Below are 25,825 nucleotides of genomic sequence, written 5' to 3'. Positions count from 1 at the left end.
CCGGTCAGCGGCCCCCGGCCGGGGGCCGGGGCGGTGGGACGAGCCGGGGCACCGTGGTGGGCGTCAGGTCGAGCTGGGCCCAGGCGCCGGTGCGGGTGCGCAGCTCCAGGCGGCGCAGCGCGCCGGACCGGTCGATCCAGTAGCGCAGCAGCCCCCGGGACGTGCGCAGCTCGACCACGTCGACGGTCTTCCCGGCGACGGTGTCGCCGCGCACCCGCAGGGGGGCGCCCCGCCCGCCGGGCGACCGGGCGGCCCGCAGCGCCGCGTCGAGCAGCAGGCCCAGGTCGCCCGCGCGCCGCGGGTCGGCCCCCCAGCCCCGGGCAGGCGGCGGCAGCGGCGGCCGGCCGGGCGATTCCACGGTGCCCGGGACCGTCGCGGCCGGCACCTCCGCCCGGCGCACGCCGGCGACGTCGACGCGCAGCAGCGTCCGGCGCTCCGGCACGCCGAGGTCGGCGATGGTCAGGTAAGCCGCCCGCCCGCTCCAGCTCACCCAGCCGGCTCCGCGCAGGTTCGTGGCGGCGGCGACGGGCGCGGTCAGGGTCACGGCGGCGCCGCCACGGGCGCGCAGCCGGGCGGGCAACCGGTCCAGCCGGCCCCGCTCGACGGCGGTCAGGGCGCGGGGCTGGCCGGGACGGCCGCCGAGGGCGTCGACCGGACGCAGCGTGGGCCGGTCGGTCCGGTTCAGCTGCACGATCACCGGGCCGACGCCGGCCAGCCCGGTCTCCAGCCGGTGCAGCCGCGCGTCCTGGTCGAGCCAGTAGCGGGGGAGCACGTCAGGGGCCGGGACGCCGGGGCCGGTCGGCGGTGCCTGGAGGATGTCGACAGGCGTCGCCCCGACCGTGGCCCCACCGATCCGGCGCGTGGCGTCGGCCGGCGGCTCCGGGCGGTCGGAGGCGAGGCGGAAGAGCAGGTCGAGCACGGCGGCCAGCCCCCGCCCGGCGGGCGGGTCGTGCAGCCGCCAGCGGTCCGCCGGCGGCACCAACGGGGGCGGCGCGGGGGTCGGCACCGCCGTCGGGTCGGGGCGCAGCAGGACCACCGTCGGGGTGGCCTGGAGCAGCCCGCGCTCGGCGCCCGCGCCGGGCCCGCCGACGTCGAGGTAGACCAGCGGCCGGGACCAGTCGACCCAGCCGACCAGTTCCGTACGCGCCGCGCCGGTGCCCGCGGTCACGCGTACCCCGGCCCGCAGGTCCCGGTAGTTGGTGACCCGCATCGCGGCCAGTCGCTCGCGCTCGTCGCCCGTCAGCGCCCTCGGCTGCTCCGGCCGCTCGGGTGCCCAGCTCGCCAGCCCCACGACCAGCGCGGCGGCGGAGAGCACGGCCACGGCCGCGAGCACCAGCAGGACGGTGCGCCGGCGGCCGGTCACCACCCGTGGGATGCCGCCGGTGTGCGCGTCGTCGTGCGTCGGCGGGCCCTGGGGCGGGTGAGGCGGGCCGGAGCGGGCAGCGGAGGTCTCCACGGGAGGTTGAACGGGTTTCACCCCCGTGGGGTGACGAGCAGGGGCGCTCGCGGCGGCCGGTCAGCGCCTCACGCGCGACCACGTCGGGTGCGCACGCCGGGAGTGCCGGGTGCTGCGACCCCTGTGCCGGGGGCGGGCCGGCCGTGACGGCCTGGCCACCTGCCCGGTCGGCCGCCGCGAGCGGCCTACACGGAGAGCGTAGTCCGGTGAGATGCGCCACACAATGCGAATATCGAAGCCGATCACGGACCGGGCGTAGTCGCGCCGCGGTGTCGGACCCCCGGCGTACCGTTGGGGTCATGGCGCTCGACATTCCCCGGCTCGACGGCCGTTTCCAGGTCATCAGCGAGTTCCAGCCGGCCGGCGACCAGCCGGCGGCCATCGACGACCTGGAGCGTCGGGTCCGACGCGGCGACCGCAACACCGTGCTGCTCGGCGCGACCGGCACCGGCAAGAGCGCCACCACCGCGTGGCTGATCGAGCGGGTGCAACGGCCCACGCTGGTGCTGGCGCCCAACAAGACGCTCTGCGCGCAGCTTGCCAAGGAGTTCAGCGAGCTGCTGCCGCACAACGCGGTCGAATACTTCGTCTCCTACTACGACTACTACCAGCCCGAGGCCTACATCCCGCAGACCGACACCTACATCGAGAAGGACTCCTCGATCAACGAGGAGGTCGAGCGGCTGCGGCACTCGGCGACCATGTCGCTGCTCACCCGCCGCGACGTGATCGTGGTGGCCACCGTCTCGGCGATCTACGGCCTGGGCACTCCGGAGGAATACCTCGACCGCGCGGTGCGGGTCGCGGTCGGGCAGGAGTTGGACCGCGACCAGCTGCTGCGCCGGCTGGTCGACATCCAGTACACGCGCAACGACATGGCCTTCAACCGGGGCACCTTCCGGGTCCGCGGCGACACGCTGGAGATCATCCCGGCCTACGAGGAGCTGGCCGTGCGGATCGAGCTCTTCGGCGACGAGGTGGAGAAGCTCTACTACCTCAACCCCCTGACCGGCGACGTGGTCAAGGAGGTCGACGGGCTGGTCATCTTCCCGGCCACCCACTACGCGGCCGGGCCGGAGCGGATGGAGCGGGCGATCCGCGACATCGAGGCCGAGCTGGCCGAGCGGCTGGCCGAGCTGGAGCGGCAGGGCAAGCTGCTGGAGGCGCAGCGGCTGCGGATGCGCACCACCTACGACATCGAGATGATGCGCCAGGTGGGGTTCTGCTCCGGCATCGAGAACTACTCGATGCACATGGACGGCCGGCTGCCGGGCAGCCCGCCGCACTGCCTGCTCGACTACTTCCCCGACGACTTCCTGACGGTCGTCGACGAGTCGCACGTGACCATCCCGCAGATCGGCGGCATGTACGAGGGCGACGCGTCCCGCAAGCGGATGCTGATCGACCATGGCTTCCGGCTGCCCAGCGCCGCCGACAACCGGCCGCTGCGCTTCGACGAGTTCCTGGAGCGGGTGGGCCAGATGGTCTTCCTCTCCGCGACGCCCGGCCCCTGGGAGCTGGAGCAGGCCCAGGGCGAGTTCGTCGAGCAGGTGATCCGGCCCACCGGCCTGATCGACCCGGAGGTCGTCGTCAAGCCCACCAAGGGCCAGATCGACGACCTCATGCACGAGATCAAGCTGCGCACCGAGCGCGACGAGCGGGTGCTGGTCACCACGCTGACCAAGAAGATGGCCGAGGACCTGTCCGACTACCTCCTGGAGAACGGCATCCGGGTGCGCTACCTGCACTCCGAGGTCGACACGCTGCGCCGCGTGGAGCTGCTGCGGGAGCTGCGCAAGGGCGACTACGACGTGCTGGTCGGCATCAACCTGCTCCGGGAGGGTCTCGACCTGCCGGAGGTGTCGCTGGTCGCCATCCTCGACGCCGACAAGGAGGGCTTCCTGCGCAGCGGCCGGTCACTGATCCAGACCATCGGCCGGGCGGCGCGCAACGTCTCCGGTCAGGTGCACATGTACGCCGACAAGATCACTCCGTCGATGGCCGAGGCCATCGGGGAGACCAACCGGCGGCGGGACAAGCAGATCGCGCACAACGAGGCGCACGGCATCAGTCCCGAGCCGCTGCGCAAGAAGATCCACGACATTCTCGACGACATCTACCGCGAGGCGGAGGACACCGAGAACAGCCGCGTCGGCGGAGCCGTACGGCAGCTCTCCCGGGGCAAGGCGCCGGTCAAGGAGACCCGCAGCCGCGCCCGGACCGGCGGCGCCGGGCCCGCGCGGGAGGGGATGGCCCGGGCCGAGCTGGCCCAGCTCATCCAGGAGCTCAACGACCAGATGCTGGCCGCGGCCCGGGAGCTCCAGTTCGAGCTGGCCGCCCGGATCCGCGACGAGGTCGCCGACCTCAAGAAGGAGCTGCGCGGCATGGACGCCGCCGGGGTGAAGTGAGCGGCCCGGGCCCCGCCTGACCTGGTCGGCGGGGCGGGCCGCCCCACGCGGCCACCTGGCCCCTGATTGCGGTACGCGAGCAAGCTATTGCGCTGAGTGATCGTCCTGCCCTACTCTCCCTCGGTGGGGAGGCTGGGGATGCCGTTGCCAACGAGTCCGGTCATTCGTCGCGCCCGGCTGGGCGCCGAGTTGCGTCAGCTGCGCCGGCGGGAGGCGCTGACCCTGGAACAGGTCTGCGACCGGCTGGGTTGGGCCTCCACCTCGAAGCTGTCCCGCATCGAGCTGGGGCAGAGCCGGCCGGACCTGGCCGACGTGCTCGACCTGCTCGACGTCTACGAGGTGCCGCCGCCGCAGCGCGACGCGCTCATCGTCATCGCCCGCGACGCCGCGACCAGCCGGGGCTGGTGGAAGGCGCTGGGAGAGATGGGCGAGCGACAGCGCACCTACGCCGAACTGGAGGCGGGCGCGGCGAGCATCGTGGAGTACCAGCCGGCCGTCGTGCCCGGCCTGCTCCAGTCGCCCGGGTACGCCCGCGAGCGCATCGAGGCCGGCCGGCTGCTCTACCCCGAGGTCAACGTCGAGGCCGACATCCGGGCCCGGCTGATGCGTCAGGACGTGCTGCGCCGCGCCGACCCGCCCCGCTACACCGCGCTGCTCGACGAGCGGGTCTGTGACCAGGCGGACGTGTCGCCCGAGATCTGGCGGGAACAGGTGGCGCACCTCGTCGCGTTGGCCGACCTGCCGCACGTGACGGTCCGGGTGGTGCCCTGTGCCGCCGCGCCGCGCGCCGGGCTGCATCCGCTGACCGGCTACTCCAGCTACGTTTTCCCCGACCCGGCTGATCCGCGTACGGTCATGCTGGAGACGCTGACCGCCGACCTGCGGTTGGTCTCCGAGGCCGACGTCACCCGCTACGAGCGGATGAGCGACTGGCTGGCGTCGGTGGCCCTCGGCGGTGACGAGACGCTGGCGCTGCTGCGGGACAGTGCGGCCGGGTCGGCCAACGGTCGCCTCGAGCCAGAGCGGGCTGTCTCCCCGCAGGGTGGCTGAGTCAGGCTCACAGGTGGCGGCGGAAGCCGCCCTCCGAATCGATCACCTGGCCGGTGATCCAGTCGGCGTCGGACGAGCAGAGGAACCGCACCAGCCGGGCGGCGTCCTGCGGCGTGCCCCAGCGTCCGCTCGGAAAGAGCTTGGCGACCTCGGCGTACGCCTCTGGCGAGGCGTATCCGGTGTCGGTCGGGCCCGGGTGGACGCAGTTGACGGTGATGCCCCGAGGCATCAGCAGCGGGGAGAGCTGGAAGGTCGCGTTCTCCACCGCCGCCTTGCTGACCGCGTAGGCGAGGGTCTGCGGCATCGGGCCGAGGCGCTGGCCGGTGGAGAAGAGCACCAGCCGGCCACCCGATCCGGCGGTGAACGCTTCGGCGAACGCTTCGGCGAGCAGCAGCGTGGCCCGTACGTTGACCAGCAGGTGCCTGTCGATCTCGGCCGGATCCAGCGCGCCGAACGGCGTGTCGGTGCAGTAGGCGTGCACGGCGACCACCGCGTCGAGCCGGCCGTGCCGGCGTAGCGCCTCGGCGACCAGGTTGGCGGGCGCGGCCGGGTCGAGCAGGTCGGCTCGGACGTGTCCGGCGTCGCCCAGCTCGCCCAGCAGGGCCGGCACGCCCTCGGGATCGCCGCCGTAGGGCTGGGCGTCGTCGAACTCCGGCAGGCCGGTGAGCAGCAGCCGCCAGCCGTCCGCGGCGAGTGTGCGGGCGACCGCCGCGCCGATGCCGATCCGACGACTCACGCCCGTCACGAGGGCCACCCGCTGCGTCATGGTGTGCAGTCAACCGGCGTCGGCGACCGGGCGCCAGCGGATATCTCCGCGCGGCAACCGGGCCCGGCGCCCCCGAGCCCGTCGGGACCGGCGGCCGACGCGTGCACGGCGCACCCTAGGGCAGGGGTACGACAGCTCAGGCCGGCACGTCCACGAAGTGCTCGACCAGCGGCGGGTTGGCGAAGTACGGGCCGATCAGCGCCCGCCACTGCGCGAAGCGCTCGGTGGCGCGGAAGTTGTCGTTGTGCGCCTCGACGGAGTCCCACTCGACCAGCAGCACGAACCGGCTCGGGGACTCGACGCCCCGGGTCATCCGCACCGACCGGCAGCCGGGCGTGCCGGCGAGCACCGGATGCCCCTTGGCGTACGCGGCGGCGAACTCGTCCTCGTGTCCCGGCAGTACGTCGATGAGCGCGACCTCAAGCACCATGCCCAGGAGCCTTTCACGCCGCCGTGCGGGCCGGACGCCGCGGGGGCCTGTTCCCGCAGGCCGGGCGGATCTAGGGTGGGCGCGCGGAAAGGGGAGGCGAATGATCGACTGGCTGACCGGTACGGCGTTCACCGTGGCCGGCACCGGCACCACCTGGGCGGAGCTGCTGGGCTTCGCCACCGGGGTGCTCAACGTCTGGCTGGTGGCCCGGCAGCGGATCGCCAACTGGCCGGTCGGCATCGCCAACGTACTGCTGTTGATGCTGCTGTTCTGGACGGCGGGTCTCTATGCCGACGCCGGCCTCCAGGTCGTCTACGTCGGCCTGGGCGTGTACGGCTGGTGGGCGTGGCTGTACGGCGGCGAGCGGCGCACCCGGCTGACGGTCGGCCGGACGGGCCGTGGGGAGTGGTGGGCGCTGGCGGCGGCGGGGTTGGTGCTGACCGGTGGCCTCTGGGCGCTGCTGGACGGGGCCACCGACTCCACCGTGCCGCTGCCGGACGCGCTGACCACCGCGCTGTCGCTGCTGGCGACGTACGGGCAGACCCGCAAGCGGGTGGAGAGCTGGTGGCTGTGGATCGCCGCCGACCTGATCTACATCCCGCTCTACGCCTACAAGGGCCTGTACCTCACCTCGGCCCTCTACGTGATCTTCCTCGGCCTGTGCGTGCTCGGGCTGCGCGAGTGGCGGGCGGACCTGCGGCGCGGTGCCGCCCCGACCCCGGTGCCCCCGGGCCCGGCCCCGGCGGCGGCGTGACCGGGGCGGCCACCGGCAAGCCGCCGGCGGACGGCGTCGGCACCGGGCCGGTGGCGCCGGAGTTCCGGCACGCGATGGTGGTGGGCAAGTTCTATCCGCCGCACGCGGGCCACCACGCGCTGATCGAGGCCGCCGCCGCCCGCTGCGCGGCCGTCACCGTGGTGGTGGCACCGTCCCGCCGGGAGTCGATCCCGCTCGCGCTGCGGCTGGACTGGCTGCGCGAGGTGCACGCGGCCACCCCGTGGGTCCGCTTCGTGGGCCGGTACGACGACCACCCGGTGGACTACGCCGACCCGGCGGTCTGGGACCTGCACTGCGCGGTGTTCCGCGAGGCGCTGGGCGGGGCGCCGGTGGACGCCGTCTTCTCCTCCGAGGCGTACGGCGAGGAACTGGCCCGGCGGTTCGACGCGGTGTCGGTCTGCGTGGATCCGGGGCGGCGCGGCGTGCCCGTGTCGGGGACGGCGGTGCGCGCGGACCCGGCGGGGCACTGGGACCGGCTCAGCGCGCCGGTGCGGGCGTGGTTCGTCCGGCGGGTGGTGGTCGTCGGCGCGGAGTCGACGGGCACCACCACGATGGCCGCCGCCCTCGCCGCGCACTACGGCACCCGCTGGGTCCCGGAGTACGGCCGGGAGCTGACCGCGCGGAAGCTGGCCCGGCTGCGCGGGCGGGATCCGGCGGCCACGGTCTTCGACGTGTCCTGGGACCGCGACGACTTCGCCGAGGTGGTCCGGGAGCAGCAGGCGGCGGAGGACGCCGTGGCACGCTCGTGCGGCCCGCTGCTGTTCTGCGACACGGACGCGCGGGCCACCGCGGTGTGGGAGGAGCGGTACCTGGGGTCGACGTCGGCGCGGGTGCGCGCGGCGGCCCGGCGTCCCGCGCTGTACCTGCTGACCGACCACGTCGGGGTGCCCTTCGACGACGACGGGCTGCGCGACGGCGAGCACCTGCGGGCGTGGATGACGGGGCGGTTCCGGGCGGAACTGGCCGGCTGCGGGGTGCCGGTGGTCGAGCTGGCCGGCCCGCACCGGCGGCGACTGGCCCGGGCGGTGGACGCCTGCGACGCGGTGCTGGCGGCGGGCTGGTCGCTCGCCGATCCGCTGGTCGCGCCCGTCCCGGAGCACTAGCCTCCTAGGACGCCTTACGGGTGGTGCGGCCGGTCTCGATGCCCGCCGCCGACCGGCATCGATGCGTCGGGGTGGGAAAGGACACTCACGACCCGAGATGCGGCCACTGGCGGCGGTGGGCCAGAATGACGGGCGAGGAGGGGAGTATTCCCCCGCGACGGAGTCGTCAGCACGGTCGAGCGCCGATCCCTGGACGCACGACCCGGCCCGTCGGTCGCCGCCCCCTCGGGGACGGCGGCGGAAGAGACCTCCGACAGTCACCAGAGTCAGCGTCGCCGGCACACCGCGTCCACCAAGGGCGTACGGTGTGCCCGTCGTTGCGTGTCTGCCGGAGGAATGAACCTTGGACGTGTCCGGACTGGTCTGGGTGGGGACGCTAGTCGCCCTGACCGGGATCCTGCTCGTGGATCTGCTGATCGTCGGTCGGCGGCCGCACGAGCCCAGCGTGCGGGAGTCGAGCCTCTGGGTCGGCTTCTACGTCGCCCTGGCACTGATCTTCGGCGGTGGCGTCTGGCTGGCCTCCGGGGCCAGCGCGGCCGGGCAGTTCTACACCGGCTGGCTGACCGAGTACAGCCTCTCGGTCGACAACCTGTTCGTCTTCGTGATCATCATGGCCCGGTTCGGGGTGCCCCGGCAGTACCAGCAGAAGGTGCTGCTCATCGGCATCGTGCTGGCGCTGGTCATGCGGGGCGGCTTCATCGCGGCCGGCGCGGCGCTGATCTCCCAGTTCTCCTGGGTGTTCTACATCTTCGGCGCGTTCCTGATCTACACCGCGATCAACCTCGCCCGGCAGGGCGAGCCCGACGAGGACGAGTTCTCCGAGAACCTGCTGATCCGGTGGAGCCGCAAGGCGCTGCCGATCTCCCGGGACTACGACGGCGCCCGGTTGACCACCCACACGGCGAAGGGCAAGCGGATCTTCACCCCGATGCTGATCGTCATGATCGCCATCGGCACCACCGACCTGATCTTCGCGCTCGACTCGATCCCGGCGATCTTCGGCATCACCCAGGAGCCGTACCTGGTCTTCACCGCCAACGTCTTCGCGCTGATGGGCCTGCGGCAGCTCTACTTCCTGCTCGGTGGCCTGCTCAACCGCCTGATCTACCTCAGCTACGGCCTGGCCGTGGTGCTCGGCTTCATCGGCGTCAAGCTGGTGCTGGAGGCCCTCGCGGACAACAGGCTGCCGTTCATCAACGGCGGCGAGCACGTCTCCTGGGCCCCGCACATCCCGATCTGGCTCTCACTGACGATCATCCTCGGCACCCTCGCGGTGGCCACCGTGGCCAGCCTGGTCAAGTCCTCCCGCGACCGGCGGCGGGTGCTGGCCGACGCCCGCCACTGAGGCGTACGCGACGCGACGAGAGGGGGCGCCCCGGTGGGCGCCCCCTCTCGTGTCGTACGCGGGTCAGACGCGGTGCACGCCGACCAGGGTGGCGGTGCGCTCGTCGGGCAGCCGCTCCTCCAGCACGCGGCGCTGCAGGTAGCAGGCGTGCAGCATCCGCCGGTCGTCGCCGGGGCGCGGGTCTGCGGTGACGATCCCGATGTGGTGGATCCTCCGCCCGGGGCGGGCGAAGAAGTAGAGGTCGCCGGGGCGTTCCGCGCCCAGCGGCACCGGCGTGGTCACCGTCGCCTGGTCGCTGGCGTCGCGCGGCAGCAGCACGCCGAGCCGCCGCCAGGCCAGGTGGACCAGGCCGGAGCAGTCGATGCCGTACGCCGACACCCCGCCCCAGACGTAGACGACGTCGATTAGGCGCTGCGCGACGGCCAACACCTCCTCGGCCGACGGGGGCGCGGTGGGCACCGGCACCGCGTCGCCGGCGGGCAGCCAGAGCGGCGCGGAGTGGCCCGGCGCGTGCACCGGCTGCCAGCCGTCGACCGCCGGCCCGGCCGGGATCAGCCGGGTGCCCAGGATCACCCCGGAGAGCAGCTCGGCGCCGCCCGGCGCGTCACGCAGCGCGGTGACGGTGGCGTCGACCACGAGCGGGTCCGCCTCGGGGTCGCCGGCCACGGGGGCGAGCTGCTCGGTGGGCACCCAGCCGGGGTAACCACACGGGTGCAGCCGGGGGGCCGGCTGCTCGACCGCCACCACGTGGGCCCAGCCGTCCGGGCGCAGTTCGGTGACCAGCACCCGCTCGCCGAGCAGCAGTTGGCTCAGTACGCAGTCGCCGACCTGCTGGTCGGTGTCCATGCCGGAGATCCAGGCGGCGATGTCCGTACGCGCGGACAGGGCGGGGCCGTCGACGGGGCGTACCGCCTCGGGGCAGCTCCAGAGGGTCGCGACCGCGACTCGGACCATGGCCTCCCGGCCCGGCTGCAGCTCCACGTCCACCCCCAGCTCGCGCCGAATGTCCCCGCGACCATATGAAAGTTTTCGACGAGCATCAACCAGCAGTCTGCATCTTTACTTCAGTCACGGAGCTGATGCCCAGGCCCGGCGCGTCCGGCAGCACGACGGTCGCGCCGTCGTACCGCAGGCCGCCGCGCACCGGCGACCAGGCCAGCCACCAGGCGGCGTCCAGGTCGGCCACCGCGGTGGTGCCGTAGGCGCCCACCAGGCTCGCGGCGGCGCCGATGCCCACCTGGCTCTCCATCATCGACCCGACGACGGTGCCGAGGCCGTGCGCGGCGGCGAGGTCGAGCAGCGTCCGGGCCGGGTGCAGGCCGCCGCACTTGGCGAGCTTGACGTTGACCATGTCGGCGGCCCGGCGGCGGATCACCTCGACCAGGTCGCGGACGCCGAAGACCGACTCGTCGGCGAGGACCGGCACGTCCACCCGGTCGCTGACCCAGGCCAGCCCGTCCAGGTCCCAGCGGGCGACCGGCTGCTCGACCAGTTCCACGTCCAGCCCGGCGTCCTCGACGCCCCGGATCACCCGGACCGCCTCGCGCGGGGTCCAGCCCTGGTTGGCGTCCAGCCGGATGCGGACCCCGTCGCCGACGGCGGAACGCACCGCGCGGACCCGCTCCAGGTCGCCGGCCGCGTCGGTGCCCACCTTCAGCTTGAGCACGCCGAAGCCCTCCGCCCGCCGCTGCCGGGCCGCCGCCGCCAGGTCCACCGCGTCGCCCGCGGCGAGCGTGACGTCCGTGGGCACCCGCAGGGCGGTGCCCCCGAGCAGCCGCACCAGCGGTACGCCGAGCCGCCGCGCGGCCAGGTCGTGCAGCGCGACGTCGACGGCCGCCTTGGCCGCCTCGTTGCCGACGACCGCCCGTTGCACCTCGGTGCAGCGGGCCACCAGGTCGTCGGCGTCGCGGCCGGTGAGCGCCGGGCCGATCAGCTCGCGCACGCACGCCTCGGAACCGGCGACCGACGCCCCGGTGACTTGCCACACCTGCGGCGCCTCGCCGAAGCCGGACCGGCCGTCGGCATCGACCACCTCCACCACCAGGGTCTCCACCGTGGTGGTGCGGCGCAGCGCGGTCACGAACGGCGTGTGCAGGGGCGCAGAGAGCCGGTGGGTGCGTACCGCGGCGATCGTCATGTGCGGCACCCTATACGGGCACGGGCAGGCGAAGGGGAGGCCGGCATGAGCGAGCGGAGTGAGCGAATCATCAGGTGCAGGGCGGTGGTGTCTCATGGCGGCACGGAGCGCAGCGGAGCGCCGGCATGAGCGGCCGGGACTGGGAACTGGTGGGCGCGCCGAACGCGCGGGACCTCGGCGGCCTGGTCGGCGCCGACGGCCGCAGGGTGCGCCCGGGGGCGCTGATCCGCACGCCGGCGCTGGGTCGGCTGACCGACGAGGACCTGCCGGTGCTGGCCAAGCTCGGCCCGGCCTGTGTGGTCGACCTGCGGGACCACTCGGAGACGGCGGTCGCCCCGCCGGACCGGCTGACCGGCCAGCCGCGGGTGGTGCACCTGCCGGTGCACGACGCCGAGCACCCCGTCTTCACGTACGTCTCGGCGGTGCTGCTCGGGCATGACCTGGGCGCGTACGCGGGCCTGGCGGAGCAGGGCACGCCGGCGGCGATGGCGGCGATCTACCGCTGGTTCGTCAGCGGGGAGTCGGCGCGGGCGAACTTCGGCACGGCGGTGCGGCTGGCGGCCCGGGCGGAGAACCTCCCGCTGGTCTACCACTGCTCGGCGGGCAAGGACCGCACCGGCTGGTTGACGGTGCTGCTGCTCAGCGCGCTCGGCGTGGACGAGGCGGCGATCCGGGCGGACTACCTGGCGAACAACCGGCTGACCGAGAGCCTGCGGGAGGTCCTGCTGGAGGCGATGCGGCGGCGGTCGCCGGAACTGGACGTCGAGGCGGTGCGCCCGGTGCTGGAGGTGCGCGAGGAGTACCTGGACGCCGCGTACGCGGAGGTGCGCCGGGTGCACGGGTCGTTCGGGGCGTACCTGCGCGACGGCCTCGGCGTGACCGACGACGTGGTGACGGCGCTGCGGGCACACCTGCTGGAGTGAGGCCTCAGGTCAGGTCGTGCCGGGCGGCCCAGGCGGCGGCGGACACCCGCGCGATCAGCCGGCAGGCGTCGTCGTCCTCCTCGCCGCTGGGGCCGCCGTCGGCGATGTCGGTGGTGGTGCAGACGACGACGGCGTAGGGCGGCGCGTCGTCGGGGAAGACCACCCCGGCGCCGTGCCGCACGCCGCGCACCCAGCCGTTCTTGTGCGCGATGCGGGTGCCCTCGGGCAGCCCGGCGGCCAGGTCCTCGCGGTGCTCCTGGGCGAACAGCACGTCGAGCATGGCGGCGCAGCCGGCCGGCGAGGCCAGCGGACCCGGGCTCTCCGCGCCGGCGGCCAGCGCACCGAGCAACGCGGCGAGGTCGGCGGCGGTGACGAGGTTGGTGACGCCCGCCTCGCGGGCCGCGAAGTCCTCGATGCCCCGGCCGGTGACGCTGTGCCGGGCCCCGGCGAGGTCCCACACCCGCGCGACCGCCGGCAGTCCGACGTGGCCGATGACCAGGTTGGTGGCGAGGTTGCTGGAGCGGACGATCATGCGGTGGGCGAGCCAGCGCAGTGTCGCCTCGGCGCCGACGCGCTCCCAGACCGCCTCGTCGTTGTCGTAGTGCCGGGCGCAGGAGAACCGGGGCGCGCCGGGCAGCGCCGAGTCGAACTCGTTGCGCACCGGCGCCGGGGCGTCCAGGTCGAGGGCGCCGGCCTCGGCGGCGCGGTGCAGCGCGACGAGCACCGCCGCCTTCATGGTGCTGGCCGCGTAGTGGGTCGCGTCGGCGTGCCGGGTCCAGGTGGGGGTGGCGCCGACCCGCCCCACGTACGCCGACACCGTGCCGGGCACCCCGTCCAGGTGGGCGTCGAGCTCGTCCCAGGTCATGCGGCTGACCGTAACGGATCGCCGACGGGGCAGCGGGTCGGGGCGTCCGGCCGTACCGTGCGGGGATGACGGTTGCCGCCTACGACGCGCACGCCGACTGGTACGAGGCGTTCGCCACCGACACGTCCAGCGACTACATGACGCGGGTTCGCGGCCAGCTCCGCGACCTGCTCGGCACCGGCCCCGGCCGCTGCCTCGACCTCTGCTGCGGCACGGGGCTCCAGGCGGCGGAGCTGCGCCGGCTGGGCTGGCAGCCGGTCGGGGTCGACCTCTCCGGCGGGCAGTTGCGGCACGCCCGCCCGCGCCTGCCGGTGGCCCGCGCCGACGCGGCGGCGCTGCCGGTGGCCGGCGCTTCGCTGCCGGCGGTGGCGTGCGTGCTGGCCCACACCGACGTGCCCGACTACGCGGCGGTGATCGCCGAGGCGGCGCGGGTGCTCGCGCCCGGTGGGCGGTTCGTGCACGTGGGGGTGCACCCGTGTTTCGTGGGGGCGTTCGCCGACCGCTCCGATCCGGCGCGGATCGTGATCGACGGCGGCTACGCCGACCGGGAGCGCAGCTTCCGGGCCTGGTCGCCGCACGGGGTGCGGGTGCGCGTCGGCGCCTGGCACGTCCCGATGGCCGGCCTGCTCAACGCGGTCACCGACGCCGGCCTGACGCTGGTGCGCACCACCGAGGCGGGGCCCGGCCGGGTGCCCGACCTGTTCGCCTTCCTCGCCACCCGTCCGGCCTGACGGCCCGCGCCGCCCCGCCCCCGGCCTGTCGCCCGCTCCCCGTTTGACGTGGTCCGGGGCGGCGAGGTGACGGTGCGGCACCCGCGCCGCGCGTGCGGGGACCTGGGAGGACGTCGACGCGCAGGGCCGGCCGCCACCGGACGGCGTGGCGGGCCCGTGACGGGCGGAGCCCGGACCGCGTGGCGCGGTCCGGGCTCCGAAGGAGACTGCCGTCGTACGTCAGCCGGCGTGCTTGCGGCGGGCGGCGGCCCGACCGCGGAGCTGCTGGTCGAGCACCACCTTGCGGATCCGGACCGCGGCCGGGGTCACCTCGACGCACTCGTCCTCGCGGCAGAACTCGAGGGCCTGCTCCAGCGACAGCTTGCGCGGCGGGATCAGCTTCTCGGTCTCGTCGGAGGTCGACGCGCGCATGTTGGTGAGCTTCTTCTCCTTGGTGATGTTGACGTCCATGTCGTCGGAGCGGGAGTTCTCCCCGACGATCATGCCCTCGTACACCTCGGTGGTCGGCTCGACGAAGAGCTGGCCGCGCTCCTGGAGGTTGATCATGGCGAACGACGTGACGGCGCCGGCCCGGTCGGCGACCAGCGAGCCGTTGTTGCGGGTGCGCAGCTCGCCGAACCACGGCTCGTACGACTCGAAGACGTGGTGCAGGATGCCGGTGCCCCGGGTGTCGGTGAGGAACTCGGTGCGGAAGCCGATCAGGCCCCGGGCCGGGACCAGCCACTCCATCCGGATCCAGCCGGTGCCGTGGTTGACCAGCTGCTCCATCCGGCCCTTGCGGGTCGCCAGCAGCTGGGTGATCGCGCCGAGGTACTCCTCCGGGGCGTCGATGGTGAGCCGCTCGACCGGCTCGCAGGTCTTCCCGTCGATTTCCCGGGTGACGACCTGCGGCTTGCCGACGGTCAGCTCGAACGACTCGCGGCGCATCTGCTCGACCAGGATGGCCAGCGCCAGCTCGCCGCGGCCCTGCACCTCCCACGCGTCGGGGCGCTCGGTGGGCAGCACCCGCAGCGACACGTTGCCGATCAGCTCCTTGTCGAGCCGGTCCTTGACCATCCGGGCGGTGACCTTGGCGCCCTTGACCCGGCCGACCAGCGGCGAGGTGTTGGTGCCGATGGTCATCGAGATGGCCGGCTCGTCGACGGTGATCAGCGGCAGCGGGCGCGGGTCCTCCGCGTCGGCCAGGGTCTCACCGATCATGATCTCGGGGATGCCGGCGACGGCGATGATGTCGCCGGGGCCCGCCGAGTCGGCCGGCTTGCGCTCCAGGCCCTCGGTCATCAGCAGCTCGGAGATGCGGACCCGCTGGGTGCTGCCGTCGGTGCGGCACCAGGCCACCGTCTGGCCCTTGCTGATGGTGCCCTGCCGCACCCGGCACAGCGCCAGCCGGCCGAGGAACGGGGAGGCGTCGAGGTTGGTGACGTGTGCCTGCAGCGGCGCCTCCTCCTCGTACGAGGGCGGCGGGATGGTGTCCAGCAGGGTCCGGAACAGGGGCTCCAGGCTGGTGCTGTCGTCGGGGACCGCGCCGTCGGCGGGCTGGGTCAGCGAGGCGATGCCGTCGCGGGCGCAGGCGTAGACGATCGGGAAGTCGATCTGCTCCTCGTCGGCGTCCAGGTCGAGGAAGAGCTCGTAGGTGTCGTCCACGACCTCCTTGATCCGGGCGTCGGGGCGGTCCACCTTGTTGATCACCAGGATGATCGGCATGCGCGCCTTGAGCGCCTTGCGGAGGACGAACCGGGTCTGCGGCAGGGGGCCCTCACTGGCGTCCACCAGCAGCACCACGCCGTCGACCATGGTCAGGCCGCGTTCGACCTCGCCGCCGAAGTCGGCGTGGCCGGGGGTGTCGATGATGTTGATGGTCACCGGGTCGGAGCCGTCGGCCGGCATGTACCGCACGCCGGTGTTCTTGGCCAGGATGGTGATGCCCTTTTCCCGTTCGAGGTCCATCGAGTCCATGACCCGTTCGGTTACCTCGCCGCGGGCGCCGTAGGCGCCGGCCTGCCGCAACATGGCGTCGACCAGGGTCGTCTTGCCGTGGTCGACGTGGGCGATGATGGCGACGTTGCGGAGGTCGGTGCGAAGCTGCATACCCTCCATACTCCTGTCTGCGGTTGCCGGGCACGCGTCGGGGGGTGTTACCCCCAGATGACCCGGATCTCTGCCGAAACTGATGTTCCGACCGTTTCAGCGCCTGGCATGCTGACCCCCGTGGGAATGGGGGCCCGATGCACGACCTGCTGACCTCGCTGCAGGGCCTGCCGCCCCTGCTGATCTATGTGATCGCCGCGATTGTCGTCGCGGGGGAGACCGCCGTGATCTTCGGTCTGCTGGTGCCGGGCGAGGCGACCCTGTTGCTGGTCGGCTTCCTAGCGTACGCGGGGACGCTGCGGCTCGTACCGGCGCTGCTGGTGATGATCCTTGCAGCAGTGATCGGCGACACACTGGCGTACCGGGCGGGCCGGCGGCACGGGCCCCGGCTGCGCGCCGGGCGGCTGGGCGCGCGGGTGGGTCACGAGCGGTGGAGCCGGGCGGACGCGATGCTCGGCCGGCTGGGCGGGCGCGGGGTGCTCACCGCCCGCTGGGTGGCCTTCGCCCGCACCCTGGTGCCCCGGCTGGCCGGGGCGGCCGGGATGCCGTACCGGCGGTTCGCGCCGTGGAACCTGGCCGGGGTGGTGACCTGGGTGGGCGGCTCGGTGCTCGTCGGCAACCTGGCCGGCGAGTCGTACGAGACGGTCTCCCGGCTGCTCGGGCGGGCGACCGGCGCGGTGCTGGTGCTGGTGGCCGCGCTGGTCGCGGTGGTGCTGGCGGGGCGGTGGCTGGGCCGCAACCCGGATCCGGCCCGGGCGCTGGCGTCCCGGGCGGCGGGGCTGCGGCCGGTGCGCTGGCTCAGCGGCCGGTACGGGGTGCTGTTCTTCCTGCTCGCCATGCACGTCGGGCCGGCCTGGACGCTGCTGATCAACCTGGTCGTGGGCCTGCTGCTGCTCTTCCTGGCCGGGCTCGCCATCGCCTGGGTGCTCGGGGCGGTGGTCCGGCACAGTGGCCTCGCGGTGCTCGACAGCGCGATCGCCGACTGGTTCGCCGACCGGCGTACGCCCGGGGCGGTCGACGTCACGCTCGCGGTGGTCTCGGCGCTGCGCGGATCGGCGCTGATCGTGCTGGTGGCCGTCGTCGCGGCGGTGCTGGCCTGGCGGCACCGTCCCTGGCGGGCGGACCTGCTCAGCGTGGTCGGCACGGTCGGGGCGTTCGTGCCGCTGGTGGTGCTGGCCGTGGTGGTCGACCTGGCGGGGCCGACGGCGGGCGGGCCGGACGGCCGGGACGCCGCACTGTTCCCGACGCAGAACGCCGTGGTGGCGGCCAGCCTCTGCACCCTGGCCTGGCTGCTGTCCCGGGGGGCGCGCTGGCCGGTGGCGGTGGCCGCCTGGACGGCCGCGGCGGCCGGCGTGGTCGGCATCGTCGGCGCCCGCCTCTACCTGGGTCTGAGCACCGCCAGCGGCAGCGCCACGGCGGTGCTGCTCGGGGTGGCCTGGACGGCGTTGTTCGTGGTCGCCTGGGCCACCCGTGACAGGGCGGCGGGCGGCGACGTGGCCGAGCCCGAACCGGTGGCGGCCCGCGCCGACGCGTGAGCCGCCTCCGCCATCGCCGAGCCGCGCACCAGGACCTCCTGGCGGACCGGTGGGGCGGGCGGCCCGGCCCGCCTCCACCAGCCTGCACGGCGCGGCGGTCGGCGTGCCCGGGGCGCGCGAGGGGGCCGTGGCGGTGCCGCCACGGCCCCCGTTCCGGCGGGCCGGTCAGTCCCGGGTGCTCACCTGCTCGCGTCCCGTCGGCGCGTCGTCGCCGTCGCCGGCGGGCTTGCGCGCGACCCGTCCGGGCCACCAGAAGCGGTCGCCGAGCGTGAACGCCAGCGCCGGCACCAGGACCGTCCGCACGAGCAGGGTGTCCAGCAGGACGCCGATGCAGACGATGATCCCGATCTGGGTCAGCAGGATCAGCGGCAGGACGCCGAGGACCGCGAAGACCGCGGCGAGCAGGACACCGGCGCTGGTGATGACGCCGCCGGTGACCCGCAGGGCCGAGAGCATCCCGGCGCGGGTGCCGCTGCGCCGGGCGTCCTCGCGGGCCCGGGTGACGAGGAAGATGTTGTAATCCACGCCGAGCGCCACGAGGAACACGAAGGCCAGCAGCAGGACGCCGCTGTCGAGCGCCGGCATGTCGAGCACGTGGTCGAAGAGCAGCCACGACGCGCCGATGCTGGCGAAGAACGACGCGATCACGGTGAGCACCAGCAGCAGCGGGGCGACCAGGCCGCGCAGGAGCAGCACCAGCACCGCGCCGACGAGCAGCAGGATGATCGGCAGGATCAGCCGCAGGTCCCTGCCGTTGGCCTCGTTCTCGTCGTAGGTGGCCGCGACGTTGCCGCCGACCACCGCGCCGTCGAACGCGGGCGCGCCCTCGACCGCGGGCGGGGCGGAGCCGGGGACCGCCGCGACCGCGTCCCGCAGGGCCTCGACGGCCCGGCTCGCCGCCTCGGTGCCCGGCTCGGCCTCCAGTACGACGTCGACCTGGGCGACCTGGGCGCCGGCCTCACCGGGACGCGCGGAGGCGACGCCGGGGACCCCGGCGGCGGTGTCCGCGACGGCCCGCACCGCCGAGGGGGTGGTGAGCACGGCGACCGGCTGGGTCGTGCCGGCGGGGAAGGACCGCGCGAGGGTCTCCGCGCCGGCGACCGCCTCCGGCTTGACCCGGAACTGCTCGGTCTCCGACAGGCCGGTGCGGATGCCCAGCCCGCCGAGGGCGAGCCCGGCGAGCAGCAGCGTCGCGAGCAGCGCGACCGGCACGGGACGGCGCTCGACGGCGGCGCCGAGCCGGCCCCACAGCCGGCCCTCGCGGATCTCCCCGCCGACCCGGGGCACGAACGGCCAGAACAGGCCGCGCCCGAAGATCACCAGGACCGCCGGGAGGACGAACAGCGCCGAGAGCATGGCGAGGACGACGCCCGTCGCGCAGGCCACGGCGAGGGCGCGGTTGAGCTCCTGCTCCGACAGCAGCAGGGTGAGCACGCCGAGGACGACGGTGGAGCCGCTGGCGAGGATGGGCTCGGCGACCCGCCGCTGCGCGGCGCGCATCGCCACGAAACGGTCCTCCTCGCGGCGTAGCTCCTCGCGGTAGCGGGCGATGAGCAGCAGCGCGTAGTTGGTGGCGGCGCCGAAGACGAGGACGCTGGCGATGCCGGTGACGGCGCCGCCGGGCAGGTTGATGCCGACGGCCGGGACGACCGTGTCGAGGGCGCGCAGCGTGAGCTGTTCCGTCGCCGCGACGACGACGAGTGGCACGATCCACAGGAACGGGCTGCGGTAGGTGATGAGCAGCAGCAGCGCCACGACGCCGGCGGTGACGGCCAGCAGCGTGGTGTCGGCGCCGGCGAAGACCTTCGTCAGGTCGGTGGCGAAGGCGGGCCCGCCGGTGACCTCCACGTTCAGCCCCGCCGGCGCGTCGTCCAGGGACGCGCGGAGCTGGTCGATCCGCTCCGCGACCGCCTCCTGCCCGCCGGCGGTGGACAGCGGCACGGCGACGAGCGCGACGGTGCCGTCGGGGGAGACCTGCGGCGGGCTGACGCGCCCGCCGACGGCGAACTGGTTGAGGTCACCCGACTGGCCGGTCAGGGCCGCGCGGTCGTCCTCGGTGAGGGCGGCCCGGTCGGCGCGGCTGACCACGACGATCGCCGGCTGGACGTCGCGGGAGGGCAGTTGCTCCTGGAGGCGCTCCACCTGGGTGGACTGCCACTCCACCGACAGGCCGGTGGCGGAGACGGCCGCCGGGTTGTCGGGCTTGGGCAGCACGAAGACGGCCGCCCCGAACACGATCGCGGCGGCCACGGTGAGCCACGCGGCGAGCCGTCCGCGCGCCACGCGGGTGAACACTGACATCGGATGCCCTCACGGTCTCTCGACGGATTTCCTTCGACGGTCAAGGCCTCGCGAACGACGCAAAGGGTCGACCGTCGAGTATCTTGATAAACGAGATTATCGACTGCTGAGTTATGCTGCAACCGGAACGGACTGGCAGGAGGCGGCGACCGACGTGGCAGGTCACGGCATGTACCGGCGGCGCGACACGCGCCGCGAGCGACTGGTCGCCGAGATCGGCACCGGGCTGCGGCGCTACTCGGTGGACGCGCAGCACATCGGGCACGCCTTCGCCGCCCTGCACGGGCTGAACGCCACCGACCTGCAGGCGCTGATCGCGGTGATGGACGCCGAGCTGGTCGGCCGGCCGATCACCCCCGGCCGCCTGGGCGAGGCGCTCAACCTGTCGTCCGGCTCGGTCACCGCCCTGATCGACCGGCTGGAACGCGCCGGGCACATCCGCCGCGACCGCGACACCACCGACCGGCGCAAGGTCTTCCTGCACTACGCCGAGCAGGGCGCCGCGCTGGCCATGGAGTTCTTCCGGCCCCTGGGCCGGCGCACCGACGACGTGATGGCCGACTTCAGCGACGACGAGCTGGAGGTGGTGCACCGGTTCATGACCGCGATGACCACCTCGATGGGGGAGCACCGGGACGCGGTGCGCGCCGCCCGCGACGAGCCGGCCCGGCGCGCGAACGGCTGACGTCGTGCTCGACCGGCTGGCAGCCCGCCTCGCCACCGCCGTGCTGCGGTTGCCGCCCGCGCGCACCCGTCGGGTCACCCTCACCCGGGGCATCTCGGTGCGGGTACGCGACGGCGTGCCGCTGCGCACCGACCACTACGCCCCGGCCCTGCCCGGCGCGCCGACCGTGCTGATCCGCACCCCGTACGGGCGGGGCGGGCCCATGCGGCTGCTCGGCCGGCTCGCCGCCGAACGCGGCTTCCACGTGGTGATCCAGTCCTGCCGCGGCACGTTCGGCTCCGGCGGCACCTTCGCCCCGCTTGTGCACGAGCGAGAGGACGGCCTCGACACCCTCGACTGGCTGCGCCGCCAACCCTGGTGGTCCGGCGCGTTCGGCATGTTCGGCGCCAGCTACCAGGGCTTCGTGCAGTGGGCCCTGGCCGCCGACACCGGAGAGGAACTGCGCGCGATGGTCGCGGTGGTGACCGCCTCGGGCACCCGCGACTCGACGTACGCCGGGGAGTCCTTCGCCCTCGACACCGTGCTCACCTGGGCCGAGCTGCTCCAGGCGCAGACCGTGCCGTGGCTGGCCCGGCAGTGGGAGCTCAAGCGCGGCCAGCCCCGGCTGGTCGCGGCGCTGGCCCACCTGCCGCTGACCGAGGCGGACCGGGTGGCCACCGGCGTCACCGTGCCGTTCTTCCAGGAGTGGCTGCGCCACCACACCCCGGACGCCGGCTACTGGCGTACGCGCGTCTTCGGCGACCGGATCGCCGAGGTCCGCGCGCCGGTGGCGATGGTGAGCGGCTGGCACGACATCTTCCTGCCGGCCCAGCTGCGCGACTTCGCGGCGCTGCGCGCGGCCGGCGCCCGGCCCCGGCTGACCGTCGGACCGTGGACCCACGGCAGCCCCGGGCTCTTCCTCGCCGCGCTGCGCGACGGCCTGGACCACCTCGACGCCCACCTCGCCGGACGACCGACCGGTGCCGGCGCGGCGGCCCCCGTGCGGGTGCACGTCGGCGGTGCCGGTGGCGGCTGGCGGGACCTGCCCGACTGGCCGCCCCCGGCGGTGCCGACCCCGTGGCACCTGCACCCGGATGGCGGGCTGAGCACCGCCGCACCTGTCCCGTCGCCCCCGGACCGCTTCCACTACGACCCGGCCGACCCGACGCCCTCGCTCGGCGGGCCGCTGCTGGTCGCCCAGCGTGCCGGTCCGGTCGACAACCGCCCGGTCGAGGCCCGGCCCGACGTGCTCACCTTCACCAGTGCCCCGCTCGACGCGCCCGTCGAGGTGATCGGCCCGGTACGCGCCGAGATCCACCTGCGCAGCGAACTGTCCCACCTGGACGTCTTCGTGCGGCTGTGCGACGTGGACCGGCGCGGCCGGTCCTGGAACGTCTGCGACGGCCTGGTCCGGGTCGCGCCCGACCGGTTCCCCGTCGACGCGGCCGGCGTGGTGCGGGTGCCGGTGGAGCTCTGGCCCACGGCACACCGGTTCGCGCCGGGGCACCGGCTGCGGGTGCAGGTCTCCGGCGGCGCCCATCCCCGCTACGCGCGCAACCCCGGCACCGGCGAGCCCCTCGGCACGGCAGTCACCCTGCGTGCCGGATGGCGGGAGATCCTGCACGATCCACAGTGTCCGTCCGCTGTGGTCCTACCGATCCTGTCGGCGGGGCCGCAGGTTTCCGCTGGCGGAAAAAACCTGCGCTGAGCTGGGCATTTATCAATTTGTGGAGCTATGGTTGGGCCCTGCCCGATGCCGTGCACCAGCCGGTCGGGCCCGCGTGTGAGGCTCCCGCACTGCCTACGCGGTGTCACTGCCGTGCCCGGCCCCCGAACCCGTCACCGAGGGGGAACCCATGACGCGGGCACCGCAAAACCTGTTGGCCGTCCGCCGCCTGCTGCTCGACCACCTCAACGTCGACCCCGACACCGTCCGCGACCAGGACCTCGAACCCGCCGAGGTCGGCATCGTCGGCGACCCGGCCCACCGGGGCGGCTACCACTGCGGCTCCGACCGGGTGCTGCCCAGGGACTACTCCGTCGTCGAATCGCCCCGGGACTCCTCCGGCCTGACCCTCGACGCGGCGGCGCTCGACGTCGGCCTCTTCCGGGTCGTCGTCGCAGGACGGGCGCACGACCTGCGCAGCTTCTCCACCTGGTGCGTCGCGCAGTGCACCGCGGGCACCCCGGACAGCCGGGACCTGCGCGAGATCATCTACTCCCCGGACGGCAAGGTCGTCCGGCGGTGGGACCGCCTGCGCAAGCGGACGAGCGGGGACAACTCCCACCTGTGGCACACCCACTTCAGCTTCTTCCGCGACTCGATCAAGGCGAACCGGGACCAGACCCCGCTGTTCCGCCGTTACCTGACGACCATCGGATTGATCGCACCGCCAGCAGAGGAGTCCGACATGGAACAGACCGACAAGCTCGCCTACAACACCGGTTCGCCCACCCGTACGGTCGGTCAGGTCCTCGCCGACCTGGAGAACCTGCGCAACTGGCTGATCTCGCCCGTCGGGACGCCGGGTCTGCTGACGCCGCCGCTGGCGGGTTCGCCGTTGATGCTCCTGCTCGCGATGGCGCAGGCGTATCCGGCCCTGGTCGCCCAGGTCAAGGCCCTGTCCGAGAGCGACTTCAGCGACGAGCAGGCGATCGTCGCCGGTGTGCTCGCCGGCCTCTCGCCGGAGCAGATCGCGGAGGCGATCCCGCCCACCATCGCCCAGCAGGTAACCGACGAACTGGCCCGCCGCCTGGCGGCCTGACCCCGCCACGTCCGGCGGGTGCGTTCAGGCCCGGCAGGCCGATGGAGGCGCCACGTCGGGGCGGCCGGGCGTGACCAGCAAGTCGGCAACGACAGTTGCGCAATAGGTGTTGCGCAACTGCCGTTGCCGATGTCAGGCTGGCGGCATGACGAACCCCGACGTGCGCCACGTGACCGACTCGCGGGTGCTCGCCGCGCTGTCCCATCCGCTGCGCCGCCGGTTGATGGACGTGCTCAAGGTGCACGGCCCGTCCACCGTCGGCCTGCTCGCCGAGCGGACCGCACAGGCACCGGCGAACGTCAGCCACCACCTCAAGGTGCTGGCCGGCGCCGAGCTGGTCGAGGAGGCGCCCGAGCTGGCCCGCGACCGGCGCGAACGCTGGTGGCGCCTGGTCACCCGGGGCGTGCGCTGGTCCCAGTCGGACTTCGACGACCCCGCCGCCCGGGCCGTCGCCGACGCCGCCACCTCGCTCAACCTGGACCGGCACGTCGCCCTCGCCCGCGCGTGGCACGCCACCGACGAGGCCAGCCGGGCCGCCTGGTCGCAGGGACCGTTCTCCACGGACCGCTGGCTGCACCTGACCGACGCCGAACTCGCCCAGCTGGCCGGCGAGCTGAACGAGGTGCTCGCCCGGTGGGGCGACCGGGACGTGCCCGACGACGGGCGGAAACGCGAGCCGGTCTTCCTGTTCGCCTACGGGATCCCGGCCACGCCGTGACACCGCCCGCCGGCACCACCCCGCCGACCCGTACCGCCACCGCACCGCCGTCCGGCGCGCGCCGCCCGGGCGCCGACCCCACGACCGACCCGGTACGGCCCGCCGGCCGGCCGGCGGCAGCGGCGGCGGCCCGGGGAGGGCTGCTGCGGCACCGTGACTTCCGGCTGCTCTGGGCCGCGCAGACGGCCAGCGCCGTCGGCAGCAACGTCACCGCCGTGGCGCTGCCCCTGGTCGCGGTGACCGTGCTCGACGCCAGCACCTTCGGCGTCGCGGTGCTCACCGCCGCCGCCTGGCTGCCGTGGCTGCTCGTCGGCCTGCCGGCCGGCGCCTGGGTGGACCGGTTGCCGCGCCGGCCGGTGATGATCGCCTGCGACCTGGTCTCCGCACTGCTGTTCCTCAGCGTCCCCGCCGCCGCCATGCTCGGCGTGCTGACCGTGACGCAGTTGCTGGTGGTGGCGTTGGGCGCCGGGCTGGCCCGGGTCTTCTTCGAGACGGCCGACCAGGTATACCTGCCCGTGCTGCTGCGCCCCGAGCAGGTGCCGGAGGGCAACGCCAAGCTCCAGGCCACCCAGACCGCGAGCTACGTGCTCGGCCCCGGCCTCGCCGGTGTGGTCGCACAGGTCGCCGGCGCCGTCACCGCGTTGCTGCTCGACGCGCTGAGCTTCCTGTTCTCGGCCGCCTGCCTGCTGCGCATCCGCACCGTCGAGCGGCGTCCCGAGCGCGTCGGGCCCGCGCGGTCGCTGCGGCGGGAGATCGGCGAGGGGATCCGGTTCGTCGCCCGGGACCCGTACCTGCGGGTGCTCACCGCCTTCGGGGCCGCCAGCAACGTCGGCCTGGTCGGCTACCAGGCGGTCCTAGTGGTCTTCCTGGTCCGGGAGGCGCGACTCGCGCCGGCCCCGGTGGGCGCGCTGGTCGCGGCGATGAGTCTCGGCGGCATCGTCGGCGCGCTGTCGGCCACCCTGCTCGGCCGTCGGATCGGCACCGCCCGGGCCATGCTCCTGGCGGCGGTGTTCACCGGGCCGCCGGCGTTGCTGATCCCGCTCGCCGGACCCGGCGGTCGACTCGCCCTGCCGGCGATCGGCGGGATGCTGGTCAGCCTCGGGGTGGCGGTGGGCAACGTGCTCAAGGGCAGCTTCCGCCAGACCTACACGCCGCACCAACTGCTGGGCCGCGTCACGGTCAGCATGCACATGCTCAACTACGGCACGATCCCGCTGGCCGCCGTGCTGGCCGGGGCGATCGGCGCGGCCCACGGGGCCGGCACCGCGATCGCGGTGATGACGGCCTGGCTCGCGCTCACCCCGGCGATCCTGCTGATCGGGCCGCTACGGCGGCGACGGGACCTGCCCATCGCGCCGAAGCGGCCCTGAAAACGCGCTGCGGCGGCGGCCGTCAGTCGGCCGCCGCCACCGGCACGGGATCTACATCGGGCGGACGTTGTCCGCCTGCGGACCCTTCTGACCCTGGGTCACCTCGAACTCGACCTTCTGGCCCTCGTTCAGCTCCCGGTAACCGCTCGACGCGATGGCCGAGTAGTGGACGAACACGTCCGGCCCTCCGCCATCCTGCTCGATGAAGCCGAAGCCCTTTTCCGAGTTGAACCACTTAACCGTGCCGGTTGCCATGCATCTCTCCCTGTTCCAAAGCGGGTGAACCTCGGTCGTCGACCGATGATCGCCCGGTGCCACCCCGAGAGTAACCGGCCGAACCCCGATCCGCTGGCCGAACTCCCGGCGCGGCGACGCGAAAGCCGGGCGGGACGAGG

The 25,825-nt window shown here is 74.0% G+C and carries 22 protein-coding genes; 13 read left to right on the top strand and 9 right to left on the bottom strand.

Annotated elements, in window-relative coordinates:
• Positions 1-4: 4 nt before the first annotated feature.
• The gene (locus AC0OO9_RS05135) at positions 5-1,456 is read right to left on the bottom strand and encodes a hypothetical protein (RefSeq protein WP_484515965.1); all 1,452 of its coding nucleotides are present in this window, start codon (positions 1,454-1,456) and stop codon (positions 5-7) included.
• 299 nt (positions 1,457-1,755) lie between these two features.
• On the opposite strand from AC0OO9_RS05135, the gene uvrB reads away from it, so the two are divergent.
• Together uvrB and AC0OO9_RS05125 are read left to right on the top strand one after the other, a co-directional pair.
• Positions 1,756-3,864 (top strand): excinuclease ABC subunit UvrB, encoded by a 2,109-nt coding sequence (uvrB, locus tag AC0OO9_RS05130; RefSeq protein WP_311413579.1) that lies wholly within the window; start codon positions 1,756-1,758, stop codon positions 3,862-3,864.
• 138 nt (positions 3,865-4,002) lie between these two features.
• Positions 4,003-4,914, top strand: coding sequence for a helix-turn-helix domain-containing protein (locus tag AC0OO9_RS05125; protein ID WP_484515963.1), 912 nt, complete (start codon positions 4,003-4,005; stop codon positions 4,912-4,914).
• A gap of 7 nt (positions 4,915-4,921) precedes the next feature.
• Here AC0OO9_RS05125 and AC0OO9_RS05120 read toward each other — a convergent pair whose 3' ends face one another.
• Both AC0OO9_RS05120 and AC0OO9_RS05115 read right to left on the bottom strand, forming a co-directional pair.
• Positions 4,922-5,680, bottom strand: coding sequence for an SDR family oxidoreductase (locus AC0OO9_RS05120; RefSeq protein WP_393171807.1), 759 nt, complete (start codon positions 5,678-5,680; stop codon positions 4,922-4,924).
• Between the two features lie 136 nt (positions 5,681-5,816).
• The gene (locus AC0OO9_RS05115) at positions 5,817-6,110 is read right to left on the bottom strand and encodes an antibiotic biosynthesis monooxygenase family protein (RefSeq protein WP_132240368.1); all 294 of its coding nucleotides are present in this window, start codon (positions 6,108-6,110) and stop codon (positions 5,817-5,819) included.
• 100 nt (positions 6,111-6,210) lie between these two features.
• Here AC0OO9_RS05115 and pnuC point away from each other — a divergent pair, with 100 nt between their 5' ends.
• The 3 genes from pnuC to AC0OO9_RS05100 all read left to right on the top strand — a co-directional run bounded on the left by pnuC (position 6,211) and on the right by AC0OO9_RS05100 (position 9,333).
• A complete protein-coding gene (gene pnuC, locus AC0OO9_RS05110; RefSeq protein ID WP_484515961.1) occupies positions 6,211-6,864 on the top strand; it encodes a nicotinamide riboside transporter PnuC in 654 nt (217 codons plus the stop codon).
• Positions 6,861-7,988 (top strand): AAA family ATPase, encoded by a 1,128-nt coding sequence (locus AC0OO9_RS05105; RefSeq protein ID WP_484515959.1) that lies wholly within the window; start codon positions 6,861-6,863, stop codon positions 7,986-7,988. Before pnuC ends, AC0OO9_RS05105 begins: the two co-directional genes overlap by 4 nt.
• Before the next feature lie 343 nt (positions 7,989-8,331).
• Complete coding sequence (locus AC0OO9_RS05100) at positions 8,332-9,333, top strand: TerC family protein (protein ID WP_132240366.1); 1,002 nt, start codon at positions 8,332-8,334, stop codon at positions 9,331-9,333.
• A 63-nt stretch (positions 9,334-9,396) separates the two neighbouring features.
• Here AC0OO9_RS05100 and AC0OO9_RS05095 read toward each other — a convergent pair whose 3' ends face one another.
• Together AC0OO9_RS05095 and AC0OO9_RS05090 are read right to left on the bottom strand one after the other, a co-directional pair.
• The gene (locus AC0OO9_RS05095) at positions 9,397-10,314 is read right to left on the bottom strand and encodes a C40 family peptidase (RefSeq protein WP_484515957.1); all 918 of its coding nucleotides are present in this window, start codon (positions 10,312-10,314) and stop codon (positions 9,397-9,399) included.
• Between the two features lie 58 nt (positions 10,315-10,372).
• Complete coding sequence (locus AC0OO9_RS05090; protein WP_484515955.1) at positions 10,373-11,470, bottom strand: mandelate racemase/muconate lactonizing enzyme family protein; 1,098 nt, start codon at positions 11,468-11,470, stop codon at positions 10,373-10,375.
• 125 nt (positions 11,471-11,595) lie between these two features.
• Here AC0OO9_RS05090 and AC0OO9_RS05085 point away from each other — a divergent pair, with 125 nt between their 5' ends.
• Complete coding sequence (locus AC0OO9_RS05085; protein WP_484515953.1) at positions 11,596-12,393, top strand: tyrosine-protein phosphatase; 798 nt, start codon at positions 11,596-11,598, stop codon at positions 12,391-12,393.
• A gap of 4 nt (positions 12,394-12,397) precedes the next feature.
• On the opposite strand, the gene AC0OO9_RS05080 is transcribed toward AC0OO9_RS05085, so the two are convergent.
• Positions 12,398-13,258 carry a serine hydrolase gene (locus AC0OO9_RS05080; protein WP_484515951.1) on the bottom strand — a complete coding sequence of 287 codons (861 nt, stop codon included), beginning with the start codon at positions 13,256-13,258 and terminating at the stop codon, positions 12,398-12,400.
• 65 nt (positions 13,259-13,323) lie between these two features.
• On the opposite strand from AC0OO9_RS05080, the gene AC0OO9_RS05075 reads away from it, so the two are divergent.
• Entirely contained in the window at positions 13,324-13,989 is a 666-nt protein-coding gene (locus AC0OO9_RS05075; protein WP_484515950.1) for a class I SAM-dependent methyltransferase, read from the top strand.
• Positions 13,990-14,208: 219 nt separating this feature from the next.
• Here the strand turns inward: AC0OO9_RS05075 and typA are convergent, their stop codons facing one another.
• Positions 14,209-16,077: a translational GTPase TypA gene (gene typA / locus AC0OO9_RS05070; protein WP_132240360.1), complete on the bottom strand. Its 1,869-nt coding sequence runs from the start codon at positions 16,075-16,077 to the stop codon at positions 14,209-14,211.
• A gap of 137 nt (positions 16,078-16,214) precedes the next feature.
• Between typA and AC0OO9_RS05065 the strand changes: the two genes are divergently transcribed.
• On the top strand, positions 16,215-17,612 hold the full coding sequence (locus AC0OO9_RS05065) for a DedA family protein (protein ID WP_421451837.1): 1,398 nt from the start codon (positions 16,215-16,217) through the stop codon (positions 17,610-17,612).
• Positions 17,613-17,777: 165 nt separating this feature from the next.
• Here the strand turns inward: AC0OO9_RS05065 and AC0OO9_RS05060 are convergent, their stop codons facing one another.
• The gene (locus tag AC0OO9_RS05060; protein ID WP_484515947.1) at positions 17,778-19,913 is read right to left on the bottom strand and encodes an MMPL family transporter; all 2,136 of its coding nucleotides are present in this window, start codon (positions 19,911-19,913) and stop codon (positions 17,778-17,780) included.
• 169 nt (positions 19,914-20,082) lie between these two features.
• On the opposite strand from AC0OO9_RS05060, the gene AC0OO9_RS05055 reads away from it, so the two are divergent.
• The 5 genes from AC0OO9_RS05055 (at position 20,083) to AC0OO9_RS05035 (ending at position 25,430) form a co-directional block, all read left to right on the top strand.
• Positions 20,083-20,598: a MarR family winged helix-turn-helix transcriptional regulator gene (locus AC0OO9_RS05055; RefSeq protein ID WP_421451831.1), complete on the top strand. Its 516-nt coding sequence runs from the start codon at positions 20,083-20,085 to the stop codon at positions 20,596-20,598.
• Positions 20,599-20,602: 4 nt separating this feature from the next.
• Positions 20,603-22,285 (top strand): CocE/NonD family hydrolase, encoded by a 1,683-nt coding sequence (locus AC0OO9_RS05050; protein ID WP_484515945.1) that lies wholly within the window; start codon positions 20,603-20,605, stop codon positions 22,283-22,285.
• Positions 22,286-22,433: 148 nt separating this feature from the next.
• On the top strand, positions 22,434-23,342 hold the full coding sequence (locus AC0OO9_RS05045; protein WP_484515943.1) for a hypothetical protein: 909 nt from the start codon (positions 22,434-22,436) through the stop codon (positions 23,340-23,342).
• Positions 23,343-23,487: 145 nt separating this feature from the next.
• The gene (locus AC0OO9_RS05040; RefSeq protein ID WP_484515941.1) at positions 23,488-24,060 is read left to right on the top strand and encodes an ArsR/SmtB family transcription factor; all 573 of its coding nucleotides are present in this window, start codon (positions 23,488-23,490) and stop codon (positions 24,058-24,060) included.
• Positions 24,057-25,430, top strand: a complete 1,374-nt coding sequence (locus AC0OO9_RS05035) for an MFS transporter (protein WP_484515940.1) — start codon at positions 24,057-24,059, stop codon at positions 25,428-25,430. Before AC0OO9_RS05040 ends, AC0OO9_RS05035 begins: the two co-directional genes overlap by 4 nt.
• A gap of 51 nt (positions 25,431-25,481) precedes the next feature.
• On the opposite strand, the gene AC0OO9_RS05030 is transcribed toward AC0OO9_RS05035, so the two are convergent.
• On the bottom strand, positions 25,482-25,685 hold the full coding sequence (locus AC0OO9_RS05030; protein ID WP_007462771.1) for a cold-shock protein: 204 nt from the start codon (positions 25,683-25,685) through the stop codon (positions 25,482-25,484).
• Positions 25,686-25,825: the final 140 nt, after the last annotated feature.

It is taken from the genome of Micromonospora sp. USAFONa4, assembly GCF_057197825.1.
This window is presented reverse-complemented; position numbering and strand designations above follow the sequence as displayed.

What these genes read in the sequence shown, in the direction of transcription:
- AC0OO9_RS05045 (WP_484515943.1), top strand. Translation starts at nt 22,434, where the DNA reads ATGACGCGGGCACCGCAAAACCTGTTGGCCGTCCGCCGCCTGCTGCTC.
- AC0OO9_RS05030 (WP_007462771.1), bottom strand. Translation starts at nt 25,685, where the DNA reads ATGGCAACCGGCACGGTTAAGTGGTTCAACTCGGAAAAGGGCTTCGGC.
- AC0OO9_RS05120 (WP_393171807.1), bottom strand. Translation starts at nt 5,680, where the DNA reads ATGACGCAGCGGGTGGCCCTCGTGACGGGCGTGAGTCGTCGGATCGGC.
- AC0OO9_RS05040 (WP_484515941.1), top strand. Translation starts at nt 23,488, where the DNA reads ATGACGAACCCCGACGTGCGCCACGTGACCGACTCGCGGGTGCTCGCC.
- AC0OO9_RS05055 (WP_421451831.1), top strand. Translation starts at nt 20,083, where the DNA reads ATGTACCGGCGGCGCGACACGCGCCGCGAGCGACTGGTCGCCGAGATC.
- AC0OO9_RS05115 (WP_132240368.1), bottom strand. Translation starts at nt 6,110, where the DNA reads ATGGTGCTTGAGGTCGCGCTCATCGACGTACTGCCGGGACACGAGGAC.
- AC0OO9_RS05065 (WP_421451837.1), top strand. Translation starts at nt 16,215, where the DNA reads ATGCACGACCTGCTGACCTCGCTGCAGGGCCTGCCGCCCCTGCTGATC.
- AC0OO9_RS05080 (WP_484515951.1), bottom strand. Translation starts at nt 13,258, where the DNA reads ATGACCTGGGACGAGCTCGACGCCCACCTGGACGGGGTGCCCGGCACG.
- typA (WP_132240360.1), bottom strand. Translation starts at nt 16,077, where the DNA reads ATGCAGCTTCGCACCGACCTCCGCAACGTCGCCATCATCGCCCACGTC.
- AC0OO9_RS05060 (WP_484515947.1), bottom strand. Translation starts at nt 19,913, where the DNA reads ATGTCAGTGTTCACCCGCGTGGCGCGCGGACGGCTCGCCGCGTGGCTC.
- pnuC (WP_484515961.1), top strand. Translation starts at nt 6,211, where the DNA reads ATGATCGACTGGCTGACCGGTACGGCGTTCACCGTGGCCGGCACCGGC.
- AC0OO9_RS05075 (WP_484515950.1), top strand. Translation starts at nt 13,324, where the DNA reads ATGACGGTTGCCGCCTACGACGCGCACGCCGACTGGTACGAGGCGTTC.
- AC0OO9_RS05090 (WP_484515955.1), bottom strand. Translation starts at nt 11,470, where the DNA reads ATGACGATCGCCGCGGTACGCACCCACCGGCTCTCTGCGCCCCTGCAC.
- AC0OO9_RS05085 (WP_484515953.1), top strand. Translation starts at nt 11,596, where the DNA reads ATGAGCGGCCGGGACTGGGAACTGGTGGGCGCGCCGAACGCGCGGGAC.
- uvrB (WP_311413579.1), top strand. Translation starts at nt 1,756, where the DNA reads ATGGCGCTCGACATTCCCCGGCTCGACGGCCGTTTCCAGGTCATCAGC.
- AC0OO9_RS05125 (WP_484515963.1), top strand. Translation starts at nt 4,003, where the DNA reads ATGCCGTTGCCAACGAGTCCGGTCATTCGTCGCGCCCGGCTGGGCGCC.